The organism is Streptomyces sp. NBC_01481, assembly GCF_026339995.1.
Lineage (GTDB): Bacteria > Actinomycetota > Actinomycetes > Streptomycetales > Streptomycetaceae > Streptomyces.
The window spans coordinates 15,438-36,336 of record NZ_JAPEPT010000008.1 but is presented as its reverse complement, the minus strand read 5'-3'; the positions used below and the strand labels follow the sequence as shown (position 1 = coordinate 36,336).

20 protein-coding genes are annotated in these 20,899 nt (G+C 70.2%); 1 reads left to right on the top strand and 19 read right to left on the bottom strand.

From position 1 onward, the window contains the following. Positions 1-3: 3 nt before the first annotated feature. The 9 genes from OOK40_RS34020 to pyrR form a co-directional block, all read right to left on the bottom strand. Positions 4-327, bottom strand: a complete 324-nt coding sequence (locus tag OOK40_RS34020; protein WP_005319887.1) for an integration host factor — start codon at positions 325-327, stop codon at positions 4-6. 277 nt (positions 328-604) lie between these two features. Next, on the bottom strand, positions 605-1,444 hold the full coding sequence (pyrF, locus tag OOK40_RS34015; protein WP_266489387.1) for an orotidine-5'-phosphate decarboxylase: 840 nt from the start codon (positions 1,442-1,444) through the stop codon (positions 605-607). Beyond that, positions 1,441-2,550 carry a quinone-dependent dihydroorotate dehydrogenase gene (locus OOK40_RS34010; protein WP_266489384.1) on the bottom strand — a complete coding sequence of 370 codons (1,110 nt, stop codon included), beginning with the start codon at positions 2,548-2,550 and terminating at the stop codon, positions 1,441-1,443. Before OOK40_RS34010 ends, pyrF begins: the two co-directional genes overlap by 4 nt. A gap of 55 nt (positions 2,551-2,605) precedes the next feature. Further along, positions 2,606-5,914: a carbamoyl-phosphate synthase large subunit gene (gene carB / locus OOK40_RS34005; protein ID WP_266489381.1), complete on the bottom strand. Its 3,309-nt coding sequence runs from the start codon at positions 5,912-5,914 to the stop codon at positions 2,606-2,608. Beyond that, on the bottom strand, positions 5,907-7,043 hold the full coding sequence (gene carA / locus OOK40_RS34000) for a glutamine-hydrolyzing carbamoyl-phosphate synthase small subunit (RefSeq protein WP_266489378.1): 1,137 nt from the start codon (positions 7,041-7,043) through the stop codon (positions 5,907-5,909). The genes carB and carA overlap by 8 nt, the downstream gene beginning before the upstream one ends. Beyond that, the gene (locus tag OOK40_RS33995; protein ID WP_266489375.1) at positions 7,040-7,660 is read right to left on the bottom strand and encodes a hypothetical protein; all 621 of its coding nucleotides are present in this window, start codon (positions 7,658-7,660) and stop codon (positions 7,040-7,042) included. The genes carA and OOK40_RS33995 overlap by 4 nt, the downstream gene beginning before the upstream one ends. After that, a complete protein-coding gene (locus OOK40_RS33990; RefSeq protein ID WP_266489372.1) occupies positions 7,657-8,943 on the bottom strand; it encodes a dihydroorotase in 1,287 nt (428 codons plus the stop codon). Before OOK40_RS33990 ends, OOK40_RS33995 begins: the two co-directional genes overlap by 4 nt. A gap of 2 nt (positions 8,944-8,945) precedes the next feature. Then, positions 8,946-9,932, bottom strand: coding sequence for an aspartate carbamoyltransferase catalytic subunit (locus OOK40_RS33985; protein ID WP_266489370.1), 987 nt, complete (start codon positions 9,930-9,932; stop codon positions 8,946-8,948). Between the two features lie 142 nt (positions 9,933-10,074). Then, complete coding sequence (gene pyrR, locus OOK40_RS33980; protein ID WP_266489367.1) at positions 10,075-10,653, bottom strand: bifunctional pyr operon transcriptional regulator/uracil phosphoribosyltransferase PyrR; 579 nt, start codon at positions 10,651-10,653, stop codon at positions 10,075-10,077. Between the two features lie 221 nt (positions 10,654-10,874). On the opposite strand from pyrR, the gene bldD reads away from it, so the two are divergent. Then, complete coding sequence (bldD, locus tag OOK40_RS33975; protein WP_266489365.1) at positions 10,875-11,375, top strand: transcriptional regulator BldD; 501 nt, start codon at positions 10,875-10,877, stop codon at positions 11,373-11,375. A 171-nt stretch (positions 11,376-11,546) separates the two neighbouring features. On the opposite strand, the gene nusB is transcribed toward bldD, so the two are convergent. The 10 genes from nusB to mltG all read right to left on the bottom strand — a co-directional run bounded on the left by nusB (position 11,547) and on the right by mltG (position 20,897). After that, positions 11,547-11,975: a transcription antitermination factor NusB gene (gene nusB, locus OOK40_RS33970; protein WP_266489363.1), complete on the bottom strand. Its 429-nt coding sequence runs from the start codon at positions 11,973-11,975 to the stop codon at positions 11,547-11,549. A gap of 2 nt (positions 11,976-11,977) precedes the next feature. Further along, positions 11,978-12,544 (bottom strand): elongation factor P, encoded by a 567-nt coding sequence (gene efp / locus OOK40_RS33965; protein ID WP_266489361.1) that lies wholly within the window; start codon positions 12,542-12,544, stop codon positions 11,978-11,980. Positions 12,545-12,606: 62 nt separating this feature from the next. Next, positions 12,607-13,713: an aminopeptidase P family protein gene (locus OOK40_RS33960; RefSeq protein WP_266489360.1), complete on the bottom strand. Its 1,107-nt coding sequence runs from the start codon at positions 13,711-13,713 to the stop codon at positions 12,607-12,609. A gap of 78 nt (positions 13,714-13,791) precedes the next feature. Continuing rightward, positions 13,792-14,838 (bottom strand): AAA family ATPase, encoded by a 1,047-nt coding sequence (locus OOK40_RS33955; RefSeq protein WP_266489358.1) that lies wholly within the window; start codon positions 14,836-14,838, stop codon positions 13,792-13,794. Positions 14,839-14,961: 123 nt separating this feature from the next. Beyond that, the gene (gene aroQ, locus OOK40_RS33950; protein WP_266489356.1) at positions 14,962-15,402 is read right to left on the bottom strand and encodes a type II 3-dehydroquinate dehydratase; all 441 of its coding nucleotides are present in this window, start codon (positions 15,400-15,402) and stop codon (positions 14,962-14,964) included. Further along, on the bottom strand, positions 15,399-16,490 hold the full coding sequence (gene aroB, locus OOK40_RS33945) for a 3-dehydroquinate synthase (protein ID WP_266489354.1): 1,092 nt from the start codon (positions 16,488-16,490) through the stop codon (positions 15,399-15,401). Before aroB ends, aroQ begins: the two co-directional genes overlap by 4 nt. Then, complete coding sequence (locus tag OOK40_RS33940; protein ID WP_266489555.1) at positions 16,487-16,969, bottom strand: shikimate kinase; 483 nt, start codon at positions 16,967-16,969, stop codon at positions 16,487-16,489. The genes aroB and OOK40_RS33940 overlap by 4 nt, the downstream gene beginning before the upstream one ends. Positions 16,970-16,998: 29 nt before the next feature. Beyond that, positions 16,999-18,183 carry a chorismate synthase gene (gene aroC, locus OOK40_RS33935; RefSeq protein WP_266489352.1) on the bottom strand — a complete coding sequence of 395 codons (1,185 nt, stop codon included), beginning with the start codon at positions 18,181-18,183 and terminating at the stop codon, positions 16,999-17,001. 138 nt (positions 18,184-18,321) lie between these two features. After that, on the bottom strand, positions 18,322-19,161 hold the full coding sequence (locus OOK40_RS33930) for a shikimate dehydrogenase (protein WP_266489350.1): 840 nt from the start codon (positions 19,159-19,161) through the stop codon (positions 18,322-18,324). Beyond that, positions 19,158-20,897 carry an endolytic transglycosylase MltG gene (mltG, locus tag OOK40_RS33925; protein ID WP_266489349.1) on the bottom strand — a complete coding sequence of 580 codons (1,740 nt, stop codon included), beginning with the start codon at positions 20,895-20,897 and terminating at the stop codon, positions 19,158-19,160. The genes OOK40_RS33930 and mltG overlap by 4 nt, the downstream gene beginning before the upstream one ends. Positions 20,898-20,899 lie beyond the last annotated feature (2 nt).

Genomic DNA, 20,899 nt, shown 5'->3' with positions numbered 1-20,899 from the left:
ACGTCAGGCGGCACCGCCGCCGAACTCGCGCTCCAGGGAGGCGATCTGGTTCGAGCCGAGACCGCGCACACGACGGCTCTCGGAGATGCCGAGCCGCTCCATGATCTGCTTGGCGCGGACCTTGCCCACGCCAGGCAGGGACTCAAGGAGAGCGGAGACCTTCATCTTGCCGATGACGTCGTTCTCCTGACCCTGCTTGATGACCTCGTGGAGCGAGGCGCCGGAGTGCTTGAGTCGATTCTTGACCTCGGCCCGCTCCCGGCGAGCCGCGGCGGCCTTTTCGAGCGCGGCTGCGCGCTGTTCAGGGGTAAGGGGCGGAAGAGCCACGCCTACGTCACCTCGGATGTCGAACTGTCGGATACGGACCGGTGAGGAACCTTGGCGCGCCTCACCAGGCGAGCAACGGGCAACGCAGTGCACGTTCGCTCTTCGACGGAGACTAGCGGCCAAGACCGCTCCAGTCAGCGAGAACAGACGAAAAGTCCTGGTCAGCATCGACCGACTAGGACATTTCCGACATATCGTCCAGGTTTTGAGCCAAGTTTTCGTCAACGTGGTCGATGCAGGGACTTTCGCCGACGTGTTCGAGGCCCCCTGCCAGGGGCTAAACGCCGGAGACCGCCGCGCGCACCTCGTCCGCGAAGCGCGTCGCCGACTCCCTCAGCGCGGCCACGTCCGGACCGTGCCGCAGGACGCCCCGGCTGACGCTCGGCACGACATTCCCGACTGCCCGGCCGAAGACTCCGGGAAGGTCCGCGGGGGTCGCGCCCTGTGCTCCGATTCCGGGTGCCAGGAGCGGCCCGTTGATGTCGAGGTTCACCCCCGCGTCGCCCAGCGTCGCGCCGACGACCGCGCCCACGGACCCCATCGGTGTGGCGCCCGCGTTCTCCGCCGCCATGTGGTCGAGCATCAGCTGCGCCAGCGACCGGCCGTCCGCGGCTGTGGAGCGCTGCACCTCCGCGCCCTCCGGATTCGAGGTGAGGGCCAGGACGAAGACGCCCGCACCCGAGACAGCGGCCGCGTCCAGCGCCGGACGCAGCGAGCCGAAGCCCAGATACGGCGAGAGGGTCACCGCGTCCGAGAAGAGCGGCGAGTCCTTGTCGAGGTAGGTCGCCGCGTACGCGCCCATCGTCGAGCCGATGTCGCCCCGCTTGGCGTCCATGAGCACCAGCGCGCCCGCGGCCCGTGCCTCCTCGACCGCCTTCTCCAGCACGGCGATGCCGCGTGAGCCGAAGCGCTCGAAGAACGCCGACTGCGGCTTGAGGACGGCGACCCGGTCGGCCAGCGCCTCGACGGTCGTACGCGTGAAGCGCTCCAGGCCCGCGATGTCGTCGCTCAGGCCCCAGGCGCTCAGCAGGGACGCGTGCGGGTCGATCCCGACGCAGAGGGGGCCGCGGGTGTCCATGGCGTGGCGCAGGCGTGCGCCGAAGGGTGCGAGGGTCACGTGGTCGCCTTCCGGGTCTCGGCGCCGACGGCGTCGGCGAGGGTTGCGTACGGGGAGGCCGCGAGCCGGGCCGCGAGGCCCTTGTGGATCGCACGGGCGTAGAAAGGGCCCTCGTAGATGAAGGCGCTGTAGCCCTGGACGAGCGTGGCGCCCGCCAGGATGCGCTGCCAGGCGTCCTCGGCGTTCTCGACGCCGCCGACGCCCACCAGGGTGATCCGGTCGCCCACGCGCGCGTAGAGGCGCCTGAGGACCTCCAGGGAGCGTTTTTTGACCGGTGCGCCGGACAGACCGCCGGTCTCCTTGATCAGCGCCGGGTCGGACTTCAGGCCGAGGCCCTCGCGCGCGATGGTCGTGTTGGTGGCGATGATGCCGTCCAGCCCCAGTTCGAGGGCGAGGTCGGCGACGGCGTCGACGTCCTCGTCGGCGAGATCCGGGGCGATCTTGACCAGGAGGGGGACGCGGCGGTCGGTGACCGTGCGGTCGGCCGCCTCGCGCACGGCGGTCAGCAGCGGGCGCAGCGACTCGGTGGCCTGGAGGTTGCGCAGGCCGGGCGTGTTCGGCGAGGAGACATTCACGACGAGGTAGTCGGCGTACGCGGCGAGCCGCTCGGTCGACTTCACGTAGTCGGCGGCCGCTTCGTCCTCCGGGACCACCTTGGTCTTGCCGATGTTGACGCCCACGACGGTCCTGAAGACCGGCACGCGCGCGTGCAGCCGCTCGGCGACGGCGGCAGAGCCCTCGTTGTTGAAGCCCATGCGGTTGATCAGCGCGCGGTCCGGAACGAGGCGGAAGAGGCGCTTCTTGGGGTTGCCCGGCTGCGCGTCGCCCGTGACCGTGCCGATCTCGATGTGGTCGAAGCCGAGCATCGACATGCCGTCGACGGCGACGGCGTTCTTGTCGAAGCCGGCGGCGAGGCCGAAGGGGCCGTGCATCCGCAGACCGAACGCCTCGGTGCGCAGCGACGCGTACCGGGGCGCGAGCACGGCCGCGACGAACGTACGCAGCACGGGCACCCGGACCGCGAGCCGGATCCAGCGAAAGGCCAGGTAGTGGGCCTGCTCCGGGTCCATCCGCTTGAAGACGAGGCTGAAGAAGAACTTGTACATGCTGGTGTCCTCACGAAGAGGGGGACACCGTTTCCGGTGTCCCCCTCGCCGTTTGCTAGTCGCGGGCCGCGGTCAGGTGTTCCGCGTGTTCCTGGAGTGAACGCACGCCCACATCACCGCGGTTGAGCGCGTCGATGCCCTGGACGGCGGCGGCGAGCGCCTGGACCGTCGTCAGGCACGGCACGGAGCGCGCCACGGCTGCCGTGCGGATCTCGTAGCCGTCGAGACGGCCACCCGTTCCGTACGGGGTGTTGACGATGAGGTCGACGTCTCCGTCGTGGATGAGCTGGACGATGGTCCGCTCCCCGTTCGGGCCCTGGCCCTCGCTCTGCTTGCGCACGATCGTGGCGTTGATGCCGTTGCGCTTGAGCACCTCGGCCGTGCCGGACGTGGCGAGCAGCTCGAAGCCGTGCGCCACCAGCTCGCGCGCCGGGAAGATCATCGAGCGCTTGTCGCGGTTGGCGACCGAGATGAACGCGCGGCCCTTGGTCGGCAGCGGTCCGTACGCACCCGCCTGCGATTTGGCGTACGCCGTGCCGAAGACCGAGTCGATGCCCATGACCTCGCCGGTGGAGCGCATCTCCGGGCCGAGGACGGTGTCGACACCGCGACCGTGGATGTCGCGGAAGCGCGACCACGGCATCACGGCCTCCTTGACGGAGATCGGTGAGTCCATCGGCAGGGTGCCGCCGTCACCGTTCGCCGGGAGCATGCCCTCGGCGCGCAGTTCGGCGATCGTCGCGCCCAGCGAGATACGGGCCGCGGCCTTCGCCAGCGGTACGGCGGTCGCCTTCGAGGTGAAGGGAACGGTCCGCGAGGCCCGGGGGTTGGCTTCGAGGACGTACAGGATGTCGCCGGCCATCGCGAACTGGATGTTGATCAGACCGCGTACGCCGACACCCTTGGCGATCGCCTCGGTCGAGGCCCGCAGCCGCTTGATGTCGAAGCCGCCGAGCGTGATCGGGGGCAGCGCGCACGCCGAGTCGCCGGAGTGGATACCGGCCTCCTCGATGTGCTCCATGACGCCGCCGAGGTAGAGCTCGGTGCCGTCGTAGAGCGCGTCGACGTCGATCTCGATCGCGTCGTCGAGGAAGCGGTCGACCAGGACGGGACGGGTGGGGCTGATCTCGGTCGACTCGGCGATGTACGCCTCCAGGCGAGCCTCGTCGTACACGATCTCCATCCCGCGCCCGCCGAGCACGTACGACGGGCGTACGAGGACGGGGTAGCCGATCTCGTCGGCGATGGCCTTGGCCCCGGCGAAGGTGGTCGCGGTGCCGTGCTTGGGGGCCGGGAGACCGGCCTCGGCGAGCACCTGGCCGAAGGCGCCGCGGTCCTCGGCGGAGTGGATGGCCTCGGGCGAGGTGCCGACGATCGGCACGCCGTTGTCCTTGAGGTCCTGCGCGAGACCCAGCGGGGTCTGGCCGCCGAGCTGGACGATGACGCCGGCGATGGGCCCGGCCAGCGATTCGGCGTGGACGATCTCCAGGACGTCCTCCAGCGTGAGCGGCTCGAAGTAGAGCCGGTCGGAGGTGTCGTAGTCGGTGGAGACGGTCTCCGGGTTGCAGTTGACCATCACGGTCTCGTAGCCCGCGTCGCTCAGCGCGAAGGAGGCGTGGACACAGGAGTAGTCGAACTCGATGCCCTGGCCGATCCGGTTCGGACCCGAGCCGAGGATGATCACGGCGGGCTTCTCGCGCGGCGCGACCTCGCTCTCCTCGTCGTACGAGGAGTAGAAGTACGGGGTCCTGGCGGCGAATTCGGCGGCGCAGGTGTCGACCGTCTTGTAGACCGGGCGGATGCCCAGCGCGTGCCGGACCTCGCGTACGACGTCTTCGCGCAGCCCCCGGATCTCGGCGATCTGGGCGTCGGAGAAGCCGTGGCGCTTGGCGTCCGAGAGCAGCTCGGGGTCGAGCTTCTCGGCGGCGGCGAGCTCGTCGGCGTGCTCCTTGATCAGGAAGAGCTGGTCGACGAACCACGGGTCGATCTTGGTGGCCTCGAAGACCTCCTCGGGGGTGGCGCCCGCGCGGATGGCCTGCATGACGGTGTTGATCCGGCCGTCGGTGGGGACCTTGGCGGTCTCCAGCAGCTCCGCCTTGTCGCCCGGCTCCGAGGTGAAGGAGAACTGGCTGCCATTCTTCTCCAGCGAGCGCAGCGCCTTGTTCAGCGCCTCGGTGAAGTTCCGGCCGATCGCCATGGCCTCGCCCACCGACTTCATGGTGGTGGTGAGGGTGGCGTCGGCGGACGGGAACTTCTCGAAGGCGAACCGCGGCACCTTGACCACGACGTAGTCGAGCGTGGGCTCGAAGGACGCCGGGGTCTTCTCGGTGATGTCGTTGGGGATCTCGTCCAGGGTGTAGCCGACGGCGAGACGGGCGGCGATCTTGGCGATCGGGAAGCCGGTCGCCTTCGACGCCAGCGCCGAGGAGCGCGAGACGCGCGGGTTCATCTCGATGACGATGATCCGGCCGTCTTCGGGGTTGACCGCGAACTGGATGTTGCAGCCGCCGGTGTCCACCCCGACCTCGCGGATGATCGCGATACCGATGTCGCGCAGCCGCTGGTACTCACGGTCCGTCAGGGTCATCGCCGGGGCGACGGTGATCGAGTCACCGGTGTGCACGCCCATGGGGTCGAAGTTCTCGATGGAGCAGACGACCACGACGTTGTCGTGCTTGTCGCGCATCAGCTCCAGCTCGTACTCCTTCCAGCCGAGGATGGACTCCTCCAGGAGCACCTCGGTGGTCGGGGAGAGCGTGAGGCCCTGTCCGGCGATGCGGCGCAGCTCGTCCTCGTCGTGCGCGAAGCCGGAGCCCGCGCCGCCCATCGTGAAGGAGGGGCGGACGACGACCGGGTAGCCGCCGAGTTCGTCGACGCCCCCCAGGACGTCGTCCATCGAGTGGCAGATGACCGAGCGCGCGGACTCGCCGTGGCCGATCTTGGCGTTGACGGCCTCGACGACGCCCTTGAACAGTTCGCGGTCCTCGCCCTTGTTGATCGCCTCGACATTGGCGCCGATGAGCTCGACGCCGTACTTCTCCAGCACACCCTGCTCGTGCATGGAGATGGCGGTGTTCAGCGCGGTCTGGCCGCCGAGGGTGGGCAGCAGCGCGTCGGGGCGCTCCTTGGCGATGATCTTCTCGACGAACTCGGGGGTGATCGGCTCGACGTAGGTGGCGTCGGCGATCTCCGGGTCGGTCATGATCGTCGCCGGGTTGGAGTTCACCAGGATGACGCGCAGGCCCTCGGACTTGAGGACGCGGCAGGCCTGGGTGCCGGAGTAGTCGAACTCGGCGGCCTGCCCGATGACGATCGGGCCGGAGCCGATGACCAGGACGGACTGGATATCGGAGCGCTTAGGCACGCTGGCCCTCCATCAGGGTTACGAAGCGGTCGAACAGGTACGCGGCGTCGTGCGGGCCCGCGGCCGCCTCGGGGTGGTACTGGACGCTGAAGGCCGGCTGGTCGAGCAGCCGGAGGCCTTCGACCACGTTGTCGTTGAGGCAGACGTGGGAGACCTCGGCGCGGCCGTAGGGGGTGTCGGAGACCTTGTCGAGCGGCGCGTCGACGGCGAATCCGTGGTTGTGCGCGGTGACCTCGACCTTGCCGGTCGAGCGGTCCTGCACGGGCTGGTTGATGCCGCGGTGGCCGTACTTCAGCTTGTACGTGCCGAAGCCGAGGGAGCGGCCGAGGAGCTGGTTGCCGAAGCAGATGCCGAACAGGGGCGTCCTGCGCTCCAGGACTGTCTTGACCACGGTCAGATCGGCGGTGGCCGGGTCGCCGGGGCCGTTGGAGAGGAACACGCCGTCGGGGTTGACCGCGTACACGTCCTCGACCGTGGCCGTGGCTGGCAGGACGTGCACCTCGATGCCTCGCTCGGCCATCAGCTGCGGGGTCATGCCCTTGATACCGAGGTCTATTGCGGCGACGGTGAACTTCTTGGTACCGGTCGCGGGGACGACGTACGTCTGGGTGGTGGCCACCTCGGCGGACAGGTTCGCGCCCTTCATCTGCGGGGAGGCCTGCACCTTGCCGAGCAGCGTGGCGTCGTCCATCACCGCCGCGCCGGAGAAGATGCCGACGCGCATGGCGCCGCGCTCGCGCAGGTGGCGGGTGAGCGCGCGGGTGTCGATGCCGCTGATGCCGACGACGCCCTGGGCGACGAGCTCGTCGTCGAGGGAGCGGCGTGAGCGCCAGTTGGAGGGCACGCGCGCGGGGTCGCGTACGACATAGCCGGCGACCCAGATCCGCCCGGACTCGTCGTCCTCGTCGTTGACGCCGGTGTTGCCGACGTGCGGGGCGGTCATCACGACGACCTGGCGGTGGTAGGACGGGTCGGTGAGCGTCTCCTGGTAACCGGTCATGCCGGTGTTGAACACCGCCTCGCCGAAGGTCTCCCCCACGGCCCCGTAGGCACGGCCGCGGAAGGTACGGCCGTCCTCCAGGACGAGTACGGCGGGAACCTTGGCGGCTCCCCGGGTGGAGGTCGTCATCGTGCGCCTTCCGTCGTGCTGTTCTGGTTCAGGTTGTTGATCGCCCCGACCCAGGCGGCGTGCTCGGCCGCGTGGTCGGAACGGAAGCCGGAGTCGATCAGCGTGTCGCCGTGCGCCCAGGTGACGATCAGCAGTCCGCCCTCGGCAAGGACCTTGCCCGCGATGGCCTTGTCGAGCCTCGCCTCGCGCAGGGCCGCCGTGGGGATGAAGAAGTCCTGCGCCCCGGGACGTACGACGTCCAGTCCCGAATCGGTGAGCGTGAGCTCGACGCGGCTGCGGGTGCCCAGACCATGGGCCACGATCCGGTCCAGCCACTGCCCCGCGGTCGTGGAGCCGTGGTAGCGGCCGCTCATGCTCAGTGTCGCCTCGCCGGGCGACTCGGGCATTCCAGGCAGCGGCGACTTGCCGTCTCGGTTGAGGGTGGTGGTGGGAGACGGGCGGGCAGGCAGCTCGGGAAGGTCCGACTGGAGGCTGGCGCGCCACTTCCACCCCTGGCGCATCAGCCAGTAGACGAGGGCGATGAAGAGCAGCAGTCCGACCACCCAGCCGATGCGTCCGGCCCAGTTGGTCACCTCCGCCGACTTCTCCCCGGCGGCCAGGACGATGAGTGATGTCACGCGAGCTTCCCGTCGACGACCGTGGCCCTGCCCCGCAGGAAGGTGTGGGTCACGCGTCCCGGCAGCTCGCGGCCCTCGTAGGGGGTGTTGCGGCTGCGGGAGGCGAAGCCCGCGGGGTCCACGGCTCCACGGTATGCCGGATCGACGAGCGTGAGGTTCGCGGGCTCACCTGCCGAGACGGGGCGTCCGTGACCCTCCAGGCGGCCGATGGCGGCCGGGCGGAAGCTCATCCGGTCGGCGACGCCCGCCCAGTCGATGAGGCCCGTGTCGACCATCGTCTGCTGGACGACGGACAGAGCGGTTTCCAGGCCGACCATGCCCATGGCGGCCGCGGCCCACTCGCAGTCCTTGTCCTCGTGCGGGTGCGGGGCGTGGTCCGTGGCAACGCAGTCGATGGTGCCGTCGGCGAGGGCCTCGCGCAGGGCCAGGACGTCGGCCTCGGTGCGCAGCGGCGGGTTGACCTTGTAGACGGGGTTGTACGTGCGCACCAGCTCGTCGGTGAGGAGGAGGTGGTGCGGGGTGACCTCGGCGGTGACGTTCCAGCCCTTGGACTTGGCCCAGCGGACGATCTCGACCGAGCCCGCGGTGGAGAGGTGGCAGATGTGGACGCGGGAGCCGACGTGGGCGGCGAGGAGGACATCGCGGGCGATGATCGACTCCTCGGCGACCGCGGGCCAGCCGCCGAGGCCGAGCTCGGCGGAGACGACGCCCTCGTTCATCTGGGCGCCCTCGGTGAGGCGGGGCTCCTGGGCGTGCTGGGCGACGACGCCGTCGAAGGCCTTCACGTACTCCAGGGCGCGGCGCATGATCACGGCGTCGTCGACGCACTTGCCGTCGTCGGAGAAGACCTTCACGCCCGCTGCCGAGTCGTGCATGGCGCCGAGCTCGGCGAGCTTCTTGCCCTCCAGGCCGACCGTGACGGCGCCGACGGGCTGCACGTCGCAGTAGCCGGACTCCTTGCCGAGGCGGTAGACCTGCTCGACCACACCGGCCGTGTCGGCGACCGGGAAGGTGTTGGCCATGGCGTGGACGGCGGTGAACCCGCCGACGGCGGCAGCCTTGGTGCCGGTGAGGACGGTCTCGGAGTCCTCGCGGCCGGGCTCGCGCAGATGGGTGTGCAGGTCGACGAGACCGGGCAGCAGGATCCGCCCAGCGGCCTCGATCACCGTCGCACCCTCGGCCGGCAGGCCCGTACCGACCGCGGCGATGGTCTCGCCGTCGATCAGGACGTCCTGGGCCTCGCCGCCCAGCACCTTCGCGCCGCGAATAAGGATTTTGCTCATGGTTACTTGTTCTCCTCGGTGCGCGCGTGGGTGGGGCTGACGGCGGGCTCATTGCCGCCCAGAAGCAGGTACAGGACGGCCATCCGGGTCGAGACGCCGTTGGCGACCTGCTCGACGGCCGTGCAGCGGTCGGAGTCGGCGACCTGAGCGGTGATCTCCATGCCGCGGTTCATCGGTCCGGGGTGCATCACGATGGCGTGCTCGGGCATCCGCGCCATGCGGTCGCCGTCCAGGCCGTAGCGGCGCGAGTACTCGCGCTCGGTGGGGAAGAAGGCGGCGTTCATCCGCTCGCGCTGCACACGCAGCATCATCACCGCGTCGGACTTCGGCAGCACCTCGTCGAGGTCGTACGACACCTCGCACGGCCAGTTCTCGACACCGATGGGGACCAGGGTGGGCGGGGCGACCAGGGTGACCTGGGCGCCGAGGGTGCCCAGCAGCAGGACGTTGGAACGGGCGACGCGGCTGTGCAGGATGTCGCCGACGATCGTGATCCGGCGGCCGTCCAGGCCACGCCCGAGCCCGGCGTCCGCTCCGACGAGGCGGCGGCGCATGGTGAAGGCGTCGAGCAGCGCCTGGGTGGGATGCTCGTGGGTACCGTCACCGGCGTTCACGACGGCGCCGTCGATCCAGCCGGAAGTGGCCAGGCGGTAGGGGGCTCCGGAGGCGCCGTGCCGGATGACGACGGCGTCCGCGCCCATCGCCTCCAGCGTCAGCGCGGTGTCCTTGAGCGACTCGCCCTTGGAGACCGACGAGCCCTTGGCGGAGAAGTTGATGACATCGGCGGAGAGGCGCTTGGCGGCGGCCTCGAAGGAGATCCGGGTCCGCGTCGAGTCCTCGAAGAAGAGGTTGACGACGGTACGGCCGCGCAGGGTGGGCAGCTTCTTGATCGGCCGGTCGGCGACCCGGGCCATCTCCTCGGCGGTGTCGAGGATCAGCACGGCGTCGTCGCGGGTGAGGTCGGCGGCCGAGATGAGGTGGCGCTTCATCTGGGTGTGCTCCGTTGTCTGAAGGTCGTGGGTCCGGGCCTGCGGCCGAGCCGCAGGTGGGGTGCGGTCCCGGACAGGCTCAGCGGCATGCGGGCGCGCAGGTGGCACGTCCGTACGGGACTGGTGGGCGTACGGAGGGGTGCTACTGCTCGCCGGCCGGGGCGGTCTCACGCACACCGAGCAGCACGGTGTCGCGACCGTCCTCCTCGGAGAGCAGGACCTTGACCGTCTCCCGCAGCGACGTGGGGAGGTTCTTGCCGACGTAGTCGGCACGGATCGGGAGTTCGCGGTGGCCGCGGTCGACGAGGACCGCGAGCTGTACCGCGCGGGGCCGGCCAATGTCGCCGAGCGCGTCGAGCGCGGCGCGGATGGTGCGGCCGGAGAAGAGCACGTCGTCGACCAGGACGACCAGGCGGCCGTCGACGCCGTCACCGGGGATGTCGGTGCGGGCCAGCGCGCGGGCGGGCCGCATCCGCAGGTCGTCGCGGTACATGGTGATGTCGAGCGAGCCGACCGGGATCGTGCGGCCGGTGATCTCTTCGAGCTTGTCGGCGAGCCGGCGGGCGAGGTACACACCGCGGGTCGGAATGCCGAGAAGCACCACGTCGTCGGCGCCCTTGGCGCGTTCGACGATCTCGTGGGCGATGCGGGTCAGTACCCGCGCGATGTCGGGGGCCTCGAGAACGGGGCGTGCCGCATCGGAACTGCCAGGCGTGTCCATATGAAACGGACCTCCTTCTCCGCCTCACGGGACGGATCTTAAAGGACGTCGAAATTGCGCTCCTACGCTACCAGGGCCGCCCCGCGCCCCGGGTCCCGCCCCCGCGGGAGATCCGGACGGACCTTTTCGGCTTGACGCATCCAAGTAACGCTGCGTAACCTCACAGTGAGTTACCAGCCGCGCGGCGGAGCCGCACGTTGTCTCAGCGTCCGGGGAGCTATATGTCCAGCGAATACGCAAAACAGCTCGGGGCCAAGCTCCGCGCCATCCGCACCCAGCAGGGGCTTTCCCTCCACGGCGTGGAAGAGAAGTCCCAGGGCCGCTGGAAGGCCGTTGTCGTCGGCTCGTACGAGCGCGGCGACCGCGCCGTGACCGTACAGCGACTTGCCGAGCTTGCGGACTTCTACGGCGTCCCGGTGCAGGAGCTGCTTCCCGGCACCACGCCGGGCGGGGCCGCCGAGCCGCCGCCGAAGCTCGTCCTGGATCTGGAGCGGCTCGCCCACGTGCCGCAGGAGAAGGCAGGCCCGCTGCAGCGCTATGCCGCCACGATCCAGTCCCAGCGCGGCGACTACAACGGCAAGGTGCTGTCGATCCGTCAGGACGACCTGCGCACCCTGGCCGTGATCTATGACCAGTCGCCGTCGGTCCTGACCGAGCAGCTCATCAGCTGGGGCGTGCTCGACGCGGACGCGCGGCGCGCGGTCACCCACGAAGAGGGCTGACGCCACTTCAGGAGAAACGTCACGTCGGAGGGCGAACCCGTCATGTACGGGTTCGCCCTCCGCTGCGTTGACGAGGCCCGGCGGCTACAGCCGAAACGCCGACGGGGCTGGAAGATCCAGCCCCGTCGGCGTTCGGTGCGCGGTGGGAAACCAGCCCCGGCAGCCCCTCGGCTAGTCGCGACGCAGGCTCGGCTTGAGGTCCTTGAAGCGGCCGAGCATGCCGTTCACGAACGACGGCGACTCGTCGGTGGAGAACTCCTTGGCGAGCTGCACCGCCTCGTCGATCACCACCGCGTCCGGCGTCTCGTCCACCCACACCAGCTCGTACGCGCCGAGCCGGATGATGTTGCGGTCGACGACCGGCATCCGGTCCAGGGTCCAGCCGACCGAGTAGGTGGCGATGAGATCGTCGATCCGGTCCGCGTGCTGCGCGTACCCCTCGACGAGCTCCATGGTGTACTCGCCGACCGGCGGCTGCCGGTCGTCGGACCGCGAGTGCCGGATCCAGTCCGCGAGGACCGTCTGCACGGACGCCCCGCGCTGGTCGGCCTCGAAGAGGATCTGGAAGGCGCGCTTGCGGGCCTTGTTCCGGGCAGCCACGGTTAGCTGTTCACCCGGCCGAGGTACTCACCGGAGCGGGTGTCGACCTTGATCTTCTCACCGGTGGTGATGAAGAGCGGGACGCCGATCTCGAAACCGGTCTCCAGCGTGGCGGGCTTGGTGCCGCCGGTGGAGCGGTCGCCCTGGACGCCCGGGTCGGTGTGCTGGATGGTCAGCTCGACGGCGGCGGGCAGCTCGACGTAGAGCACCGCACCCTCGTGCTGCGCGACGCTGGCGGTGAAGCCCTCGATCAGGAAGTTGGCGGCGTCACCGACGGCCTTGCGCTCGATGTGCAGCTGGTCGTACGTCTGCATGTCCATGAAGACGAAGTACTCGCCGTCCATGTACGAGAACTGCATGTCTCGGCGGTCGACGGTGGCCGTCTCGACCTTCACGCCGGCGTTGAACGTCTTGTCGACGACCTTGCCGGAGAGCACGTTCTTCAGCTTGGTGCGCACAAAGGCGGGGCCCTTGCCGGGCTTGACGTGCTGGAACTCGACGACGGACCAGAGCTGGCCTCCGTCGAGCTTGAGCACCATGCCGTTCTTGAGGTCGTTCGTGGAAGCCACGGTTGCGGAATCTCCTGGACTGACGCTGGTGGACGACCGAGGAAGCGCGCTGCAGCGAAAAGCTAGAGCGCGAGCAGCTCCTTGGTCGTGATGGTGAGTAGCTCGGGTCCGCCGTCCGCCTCCTGGCGCACGACGAGCGTGTCATCGATCCGGACACCGCCCCGGCCCGGGAGGTGGACCCCCGGTTCGACGGTGACCGGCACACAAGCGTCCAGTTTACCCATGGCCGCAGGGGCGAGCTGCGGGTCCTCGTCGATTTCGAGTCCGACGCCGTGCCCGGTGCGGGGTGCGAGGCCCTCTCCATGGCCCGCCGCGTCCAGGATCTGGCGGGCCGCGTGGTCCACGTCGCGGAACCCGGCTCCCGGTGCGAGAGACTCACGGGCGGCCCGCTGAGCGGCGAATACGAGATCGTACAGGTCGATCTGCCAGTCTGCCGGGGTCGTCCCGATGACGAACGTACGGCCGATCTCGCAGCGGTAGCCGCGATAGTTCGCGCCGACGCAGACCGAGAGGAAATCACCCTCCTCGACGCGGCGGTCGCTGGGGCGGTGACCCCCTCGGCCTGAATTCGGACCGGTGGCGACCGAGGTCGGGAAGGCGGGACCGTCGGCGCCGTGGTCGACGAGCCGCCGCTCCAGCTCCAGCGCGAGATGCCGCTCGGTGCGGCCGACCAGGATCGACTCCAGCAGTTCGCCGAGGGCCTGGTCGGCGATCTCGGCCGCGATCCGCAGGCAGGCGATCTCCTCCTCGTCCTTGACGAGGCGCTGCTGTTCGACGGCGAGGCCGAGGTCGGCGAGACGCAGCCGCGGCGCGACCGAGGCCAGGGCGCGGTGGCGGGCCACGGTCAGATGGTGCTCCTCGACGGCGAGCGACTCGACGCCCGCCGTGCGCGCCTGCTCGGCGGCGGCGACCGCCGGATCGCCGGCCGAGGTGGGCAGTACGGTCAGCCGGAGCTGTTCGTCGGGGCGGCCGTCGGCGGGATCACTGGTGGGCGTGCCGGGGCAGAGCAGGACGTCCTCGCGGGGGGCGAGCAGCAGTACGGCGCCGAGCGGTGCGACGCCCGCGAGGTAGCGGACGTTCGCGGGGCGGGAGACAAGAACCCCGGCGCTGCCGGTGGCCGCGCACCGGTCCCGCAGCCGGCCGCGGCGGACCCCATACACCTCTGACATGTTCCGAGCCTACGAGCGGTCGCGCGGTCCGGCCTGGTCAGCGCGTCCGACCGGGGGTGGGCTCGGCCGGCCCGCGGGCTACCAGTTCGGCGGGCTGGCGATGGACCGGGCCAGCACATCGTCGAGCACCCGGGCCGTGGTCTCCACGTCGTACTTGGAGTTGTCGATGATCGGCAGCCCCGATCCGTACCAGCCGGCCATCCGGCCGTGGATGCTGGCCACTTCCTCGTCCGAGAGGCGGCGGTTTCCGCTGCGCTCGGCGTTGCGCTCCAGCACGACCTCGAGGCCGGGAAGCAGGACCACGGGCAGCAGCCCGGGGCCGACGTGGCGCTTCCAGCCGCCGAGGCCGACGACCGGGCGGTCGGGGAAGACGGCGTCGTCGAGGATGCAGGAGATGCCGTTGGCCAGGAAGTTCCGGGCGGCGAATCCGCAGGTGCGGCGGGCGAGGCGGTACTGCGCCTCGGAGTGGTCGTTCCAGCCGGACTGGGGGTCGGCGAAGCCGGAGCAGACCCATTCGCGTACGTCGTCGAGGCTGATGTGCGCGGTGGGGACGCGCCGGGCGGCGGCCCAGTGCCTGGCCACGGTCGTCTTGCCCGCGCCGGCCGGGCCGATGAGCAGCACGGCGAGCGTGGCCGTGCCGGTGCCGCTGTCGGCCGGGGGCGGCGCGGGCATGGGAACCGGTCCGCCGGGTGGCAGCTGGATGTGGCCCGTGGTCTCACGGGAGGGCGGGGCCGAGGCGTGCCGCGGGGTGGGACCGGTCCAGCCGGGGGCGGGGTGCCCGCCGTGCGTGTGCGGGGGCCCGGCGGGGGCCGCCGGTGGCGGTCCTGCGGGGTGCTGTCCCTGCGAGTGCGGCGGGCCGCCCGGCGCGCCGGGCGGAGGCCCGGCAGGGGCGCCCGGGTGAGGCCCGGCAGGCGGCCGGCCCTGCGGCGGCACGGCAGGATGCGGCGGCGGGGGTCCGGCGGGTGCGCCGGGAGGTGGTCCGGCGGGGGGCCGGCCGTGCGGCGGCGGGGGTCCCGCGGGAGCGCCCGGCGGCGGCCCCGGGTGCTGGGCGCTGTGTGTCCATCCGGCCGGTCCCTGCCCCGGTTCCTGGGGCGGAGGCAGCGGACCCCCCACTGCGTGCTGCATCCGGTGCCACTCCGTCTCGTACGACTCACGCTGGTCAGGCGCCCTCCAGGCCGCCTTGCTACCGAACGGTACCTTCCCGTTCGCCCCCCGTGGGAACGGCCGGGAGCCGTCCGAAGTGCCCTGTCAGCCAGTCAATTCCTCGGCCAGCGCCCGCAGAGCGAGCCGGTACGAGCCGATGCCGAAGCCCGCGATCGTGCCGCTGGCGACCGCCGCGACCACCGAAGTGTGCCGAAATGCCTCGCGGGTGTACGGATTCGAGATGTGGACCTCGATCAGCGGGGCGGTCCGCTGGGCGGCCGCGTCGCGCATCCCGTACGAATAGTGCGTAAAGGCACCGGGGTTGAGAACGACCGGAATTGAGCCGTCCGCGGCCTCGTGCAGCCAGCGGATCATCTCGCCCTCGTCGTTCGTCTCCCGCACGTCGACGTCGAAGCCGAGCTCCTTGCCGAGCTCCTGGCAGGTCTCCACCAGACCCGCGTAGGAGGTCGCGCCGTAGACGTCGGGCTCGCGCGAGCCCAGCCTTCCGAGGTTGGGGCCGTTGAGTACCAGCACCTGACGCGTCATGCGGACACCTCTCCGTACGCGGCGAGCAGCACCGCCGGGTCAGGGCCCTCCAGCACGGTCGGCTTGGCGAGGCCGTCGAGGACGATGAACCGCAGCAGATTGCCACGGGACTTCTTGTCGACCTTCATCGTCTGAAGGAGCTTGGGCCACTGGTCGCCGCGGTAGGTCAGCGGCAGCCCGACGGACTCCAGGACCGAGCGGTGCCGGTCGGCGGTCGCGTCGTCCAACCGGCCCGCCAGGCGGCCCAGTTCGGCGGCGAAGACCATACCGACCGAGACGGCCGCGCCGTGCCGCCACTTGTAGCGTTCGTTCTTCTCGATGGCGTGGGCGAGCGTGTGGCCGTAGTTGAGGATCTCCCGCAGGCCCGACTCCTTGAGGTCGTTGGAGACGACCTCCGCCTTGACCCGGATGGAGCGCTCGATCAGCTCGGCGGTGTGCGGTCCTGCGGGACTGCGCGCGCCCTGCGGATCGGACTCGACGAGGTCGAGAATCGCGGGGTCGGCAATGAAACCGGCCTTGATGATCTCGGCCATGCCGCTGACGTAGTCGTTGACGGGCAGCGAGTCGAGCGCGGCGAGGTCGCAGAGCACCCCGGCGGGCGGGTGGAAGGCCCCGACGAGGTTCTTGCCCTCGGCGGTGTTGATGCCGGTCTTGCCGCCGACCGCCGCGTCGACCATGGCGAGCACGGTCGTGGGCACGGCGATCCAGCGCACCCCGCGCAGCCAGGTCGCCGCGACGAACCCGGCGACATCGGTGGTTGCGCCGCCGCCGACGCCGACGATGACGTCGGAGCGGGTGAATCCGGTCTGGCCGAGCGCCTTCCAGCAGTACGCCGCGACCTCGACGGTCTTGGCCTCCTCGGCGTTGGGCAGCTGAATCGCGATGGCCTCGAAGCCCTGGGAGGCGAGGTCCTCGCGGATCGCCTCACCCGTCTCGGCGAGGGCCTCCGGGTGCAGCACGGCCACGCGCTGTGCCCGGCCGATGAGCCCGGGCAGCTCGTCGAGCAGCTGCCGGCCGACCAGCACCTCGTACGGATCGGAGCCTTCCGTGCCGCCGACCTGGATACGGGTCACAGCCTGGTCCGTCATACGTCCTTCAGCTCCAAAGCGTCGAGGACCGCCTGGGCGACCTCTTCGGGGGTGCGGTCGTCGGTGGCGACGACGACGCGCGCGACTTCCGTGTACAGATGGCGGCGTGCGTCCATCAACTCGCGCCACTGGCGGCGCGGGTTGACGGCGAGCAGGGGGCGCGCCTGGTTGAGGCCGACCCGCCGTACCGCCTCCTCGACGTCCAGCGACAGATAGACGACGGGCAGCCCGGCGAGCAGTTCGCGGGTCGAGTCGTCGAGGATCGCGCCGCCGCCGAGGGCGAGTACGCCCGGGTGCTCGGCGAGCGCGGCGCGTACGGCCTGCCGTTCGAGCTCACGGAAGTACGGCTCGCCCGCGTCGACGAAGATGTCCGAGATCTCCCGGCGCTGCGCCGCGACGATATCGGCGTCGGTGTCCCGGTACGGCACGCCAAGACGCTCGGCGAGCAGTCCGCCGACCGTGGACTTGCCCGAGCCCATGGGCCCGACAAGGACGATCAGGGGGACGCTCACCGGATGTGGAGGTTGTCGAGGTACGACTGGACGTTGCGGCGGGTCTCGCCGACGCTGTCGCCGCCGAACTTCTCCGCGACCGCATCGGCGAGGACGAGCGCGACCATCGCCTCGGCGACGATCCCTGCCGCCGGTACCGCACAGACGTCGGAACGCTGATGGTGAGCCGCCGCGACCTCGCCGGTGGCGACATCGACGGTGGCCAGCGCACGCGGAACGGTCGCGATCGGCTTCATCGCGGCCCGTACGCGCAGCAGCTCGCCCGTGGACATGCCGCCCTCGGTGCCGCCGGAGCGGCCGGTCGAGCGCCGGATCCCGTCCGGTCCCGGCACGATCTCGTCGTGCGCCTGGGAACCGGGCACCCGGGCGAGCTCGAAGCCGTCGCCCACCTCGACGCCCTTGATGGCCTGGATACCCATCAGCGCGGCCGCGAGCCGCGCGTCGAGCCGCCGGTCCCAGTGCACGTGCGAGCCGAGGCCGACCGGCACCCCGTAGGCCAGCACCTCGACGACACCGCCGAGGGTGTCGCCGTCCTTGTGGGCCTGGTCGATCTCGGCGACCATCGCCTTCGACGCGTCGGCGTCGAGGCAGCGCACCGGGTCGGCGTCGAGCTTGTCGACGTCTGCAGGGGTCGGGTACACGCCGTACGGGGCCTTGGCCGAGGCCAGTTCGATGACGTGGGAGACGATCTCGATCCCCGCCGTCTCCTTCAGGTACGAGCGGGCCACCGCGCCCAGCGCGACCCTGGCTGCCGTCTCGCGGGCACTGGCGCGCTCCAGGATCGGCCGGGCCTCGTCGAGTGCGTACTTCTGCATACCCGCCAGGTCGGCATGACCGGGACGCGGCCGCGTCAGCGGGGCGTTACGGGCCAGCTGGGCGAGCTCGTCGGGGTCGACCGGGTCCGCGGCCATGACCTTGTCCCATTTCGGCCACTCGGTGTTGCCCACCATGACCGCGACGGGCGAGCCCATCGTCAGGCCGTGCCGTACGCCACCGAGGAAGGTGACCTCGTCGCGCTCGAACTTCATCCGGGCACCGCGGCCGTAACCGAGGCGCCGACGCGCGAGATGGTCCGCCACCATCTCCGTCGTGATCGGCACACCGGCGGGAAGACCCTCCAGCGTCGCCACCAGTGCGGGTCCGTGCGACTCCCCCGCCGTCAGCCAACGCAACCTGCTCAACGGTGCTCCTCCTGCTCGCGCCTGGGACTGCGACGGCGCGACCGGGTGCGCGGCCCTGGCCCGCCTCCCCCGATCCTCCCACGTCCGCGTCCGTGACCCGTTCTCCGGTCCATCACCCGGACGCCTGCGCCCGCCGCCTCACGCGGCTGTGCCGCCGCTCAGCGCCTGCTCCCCGGCGGCCCGCATGGCGGCGAGCGGCGCGGGTGCGCGGCCCGTCATCTGTTCGACCTGGAGAACCGCCTGGTGGACCAGGAGGTCGAGGCCGCCGACGACGTCCCCGCCGTGCCCCGACCAGGCGGCGGCCAGGGCCGTGGGCCACGGCTCGTACAGCACGTCGAACAGCGTTCCCGGCCGCTCGGGCACCTCGGCCGCCAGCACGTCGGTCGCACCCGCCGGGGTGGTGGCGATGACCAGGGGTGCCTCCAGCACCGTCGCGGCCTCGGCCCAGTCGGCGATGACGACATCGACACCGAGCCGCTCGCCCCAGCCGCGCATCTCCTCGGCCCGGGCCTGGCTGCGTACGCAGGCGACGACCGGTCCCGTGCAGATCCGGGCGAGCGCGGCGAGCGCGGACGACGCCGTCGCGCCGGCACCCAGCACCGCGGCCGATGCGACCTTGTCGACCCCCCGCTCACGCAGTGCGGCGATCATGCCGGGGATGTCGGTGTTGTCGCCGAGACGGCGGCCGTCCTCGGTGAAGACCACCGTGTTGACGGCTTCGACGGAGGCGGCGGTGTCACTGATGCCGTCGAGCAGCGGCAGGATCGCGCGCTTGAGCGGCATGGTCAGCGAAAGTCCGGCCCAGGAGTCGTCGAGTCCCTCCACGAATCCCGGCAGCCCGGCCTCATCCATCTCAAAGCGGTCGTACGACCAGTCGTCGAGGCCGAGTTCGGCGTAGGCCGCACGGTGCAGCACCGGGGAGAGCGAGTGGGCGATCGGCGATCCGAGAACCGCCGCACGCCGCTTCGTGGTGCTCACTGACCGTTCTTCTCCTGCTGCTCTTCGTATTTCTTGCGGTTGCGCTCGTGTTCCGCGTTGGTGACCGCGAAGAGCGTCTTGTCCTCGGTGATCGACACGAAGTAGTACCAGGGACCGGGGGTCGGATTCAGAGCCGAGCCGAAAGCGTCAAGACCCGGATTCCCGATCGGTCCTGGCGGCAGCCCCTTTATGTCGTACGTGTTGTACGGATCCTTTATCTGCCGCAGATCGTCGACTGCGCCGGTGTCGAGCTTGCTCTCGCTCTTGATGTAGTTGATCGTCGAGTCGAATTCGAGGCGTCCGACGGTCTCGATGTTGTTCGGCTTCAGGCGGTTGTAGACGACCCGCGAGACCTTGTCGAAGTCGTGCTTGTACTTGCCCTCGGCCTGGACGAGGCTCGCGACGGTGAGCACCTGGAGCGGCGACTTCAGGCCCAGCCTGGCGGCCTCGGCCTTGAGGTTCTTCTTGCCGAACTCCTGGTTCGCCTGGGCGACCATCTTCTGCAGGACGGCCTCCGGCTTCATGCCCTTGGCGACCGGATAGGTCGCGGGGTAGAGGAATCCTTCCAGCGGGTCCTTGATGTTCTTGTTGTCATTTGCCCACTCGGGCAGGCCAAGGGTCTTCGCCTTCGCCTTGGCGACGGCCTTGGTGGTCCCCGCCTTGATGCCGAGGCGCGCGTCGATCTGCTCGTAGACCCAGGAGTTGCGCTTGCCCGGAACAACGATCAGGTTGTTGCGGCTGGCCGGGTCGAGCATGCGGGCCACGGCGTTCTTGCCGGACATGCCCTTGGGGAGCAGGTAGACGCCGGCTTGGATGCTCTTCCCGTCGGCGGCGACGACGAAGGCGCCCGCGCTCTTGACGACACCGGCCGTCTTGAGGATGTTGCCGATCTCCTGCAGGCCCGCGCCCTTGGGGACCTCGACCTGCGTCTGCCCGGTTCCGGCACCCGCATAGTCCTCGGCCGGGCCGAAGCGGCCCTCCCAGAACTGGTAGCCGAAGTAGCCGACACCGCCGAGGCCGCCCGCGAGCACCAGTGAGACGACCAGGCACGCACAGCCGTTGCGGCTCTTCTTCTTGGTCTTGCCACGGCGCTCACGGCCGCCGCCCCGGCGCGACTCCCCCGGGTCGTCGTCGTACTCGCCGTCGTCGTCACGGTCGTCGTCGCCGGTGAAGAAGGGGTGGGTCTCCTCCTGCTGCGCCTCGGCGTCCCAGTCGGTGGGAGCGGGCTGCGGCTGGGCCTGGCGCCGGCCGGGGGGCTGCGGCGGCGGATAGGCCTCGGGAGTGGCGTAGTAGTCGGCTTCCTGCGGGTTTCCGTAGCCGGGCTGCTGGCCACCGTAGGTGTCGGCCGGGCCCGCTCCGTACGGCATGGCGGGCTGCTGGCCGGTGTCCCAGCCGCCGTTGTACTGCTGCTGGTTGTACTGCTGTTGCTGTTGTTGCTGTTGCTGTTGTTGCTGTTGCTGTTGCTGTTGCTGTTGCTGTTGTTGCTGTTGCTGTTGCTGGTTGTACTGCTGCTGTTGCTGCTGGTTGTACTGCTGTTGCTGTTGCTGTTGCTGCTGGTACGGGTCCTGCTGCTGGTTGCCGTACTGCTGCGGCTGCTGCGGGTACTGCTGCTGCGGCTGGCCGCCGTACGGAGTCTGGCCGGCTGCGGCCTGCTGTCCTCCCCACCCCTGGTCCCCGTACAAGGGGTCCTCGGGATGCCACGGTTCGGAGCCAGAGCCCCGGCCATACTCAGTCATCG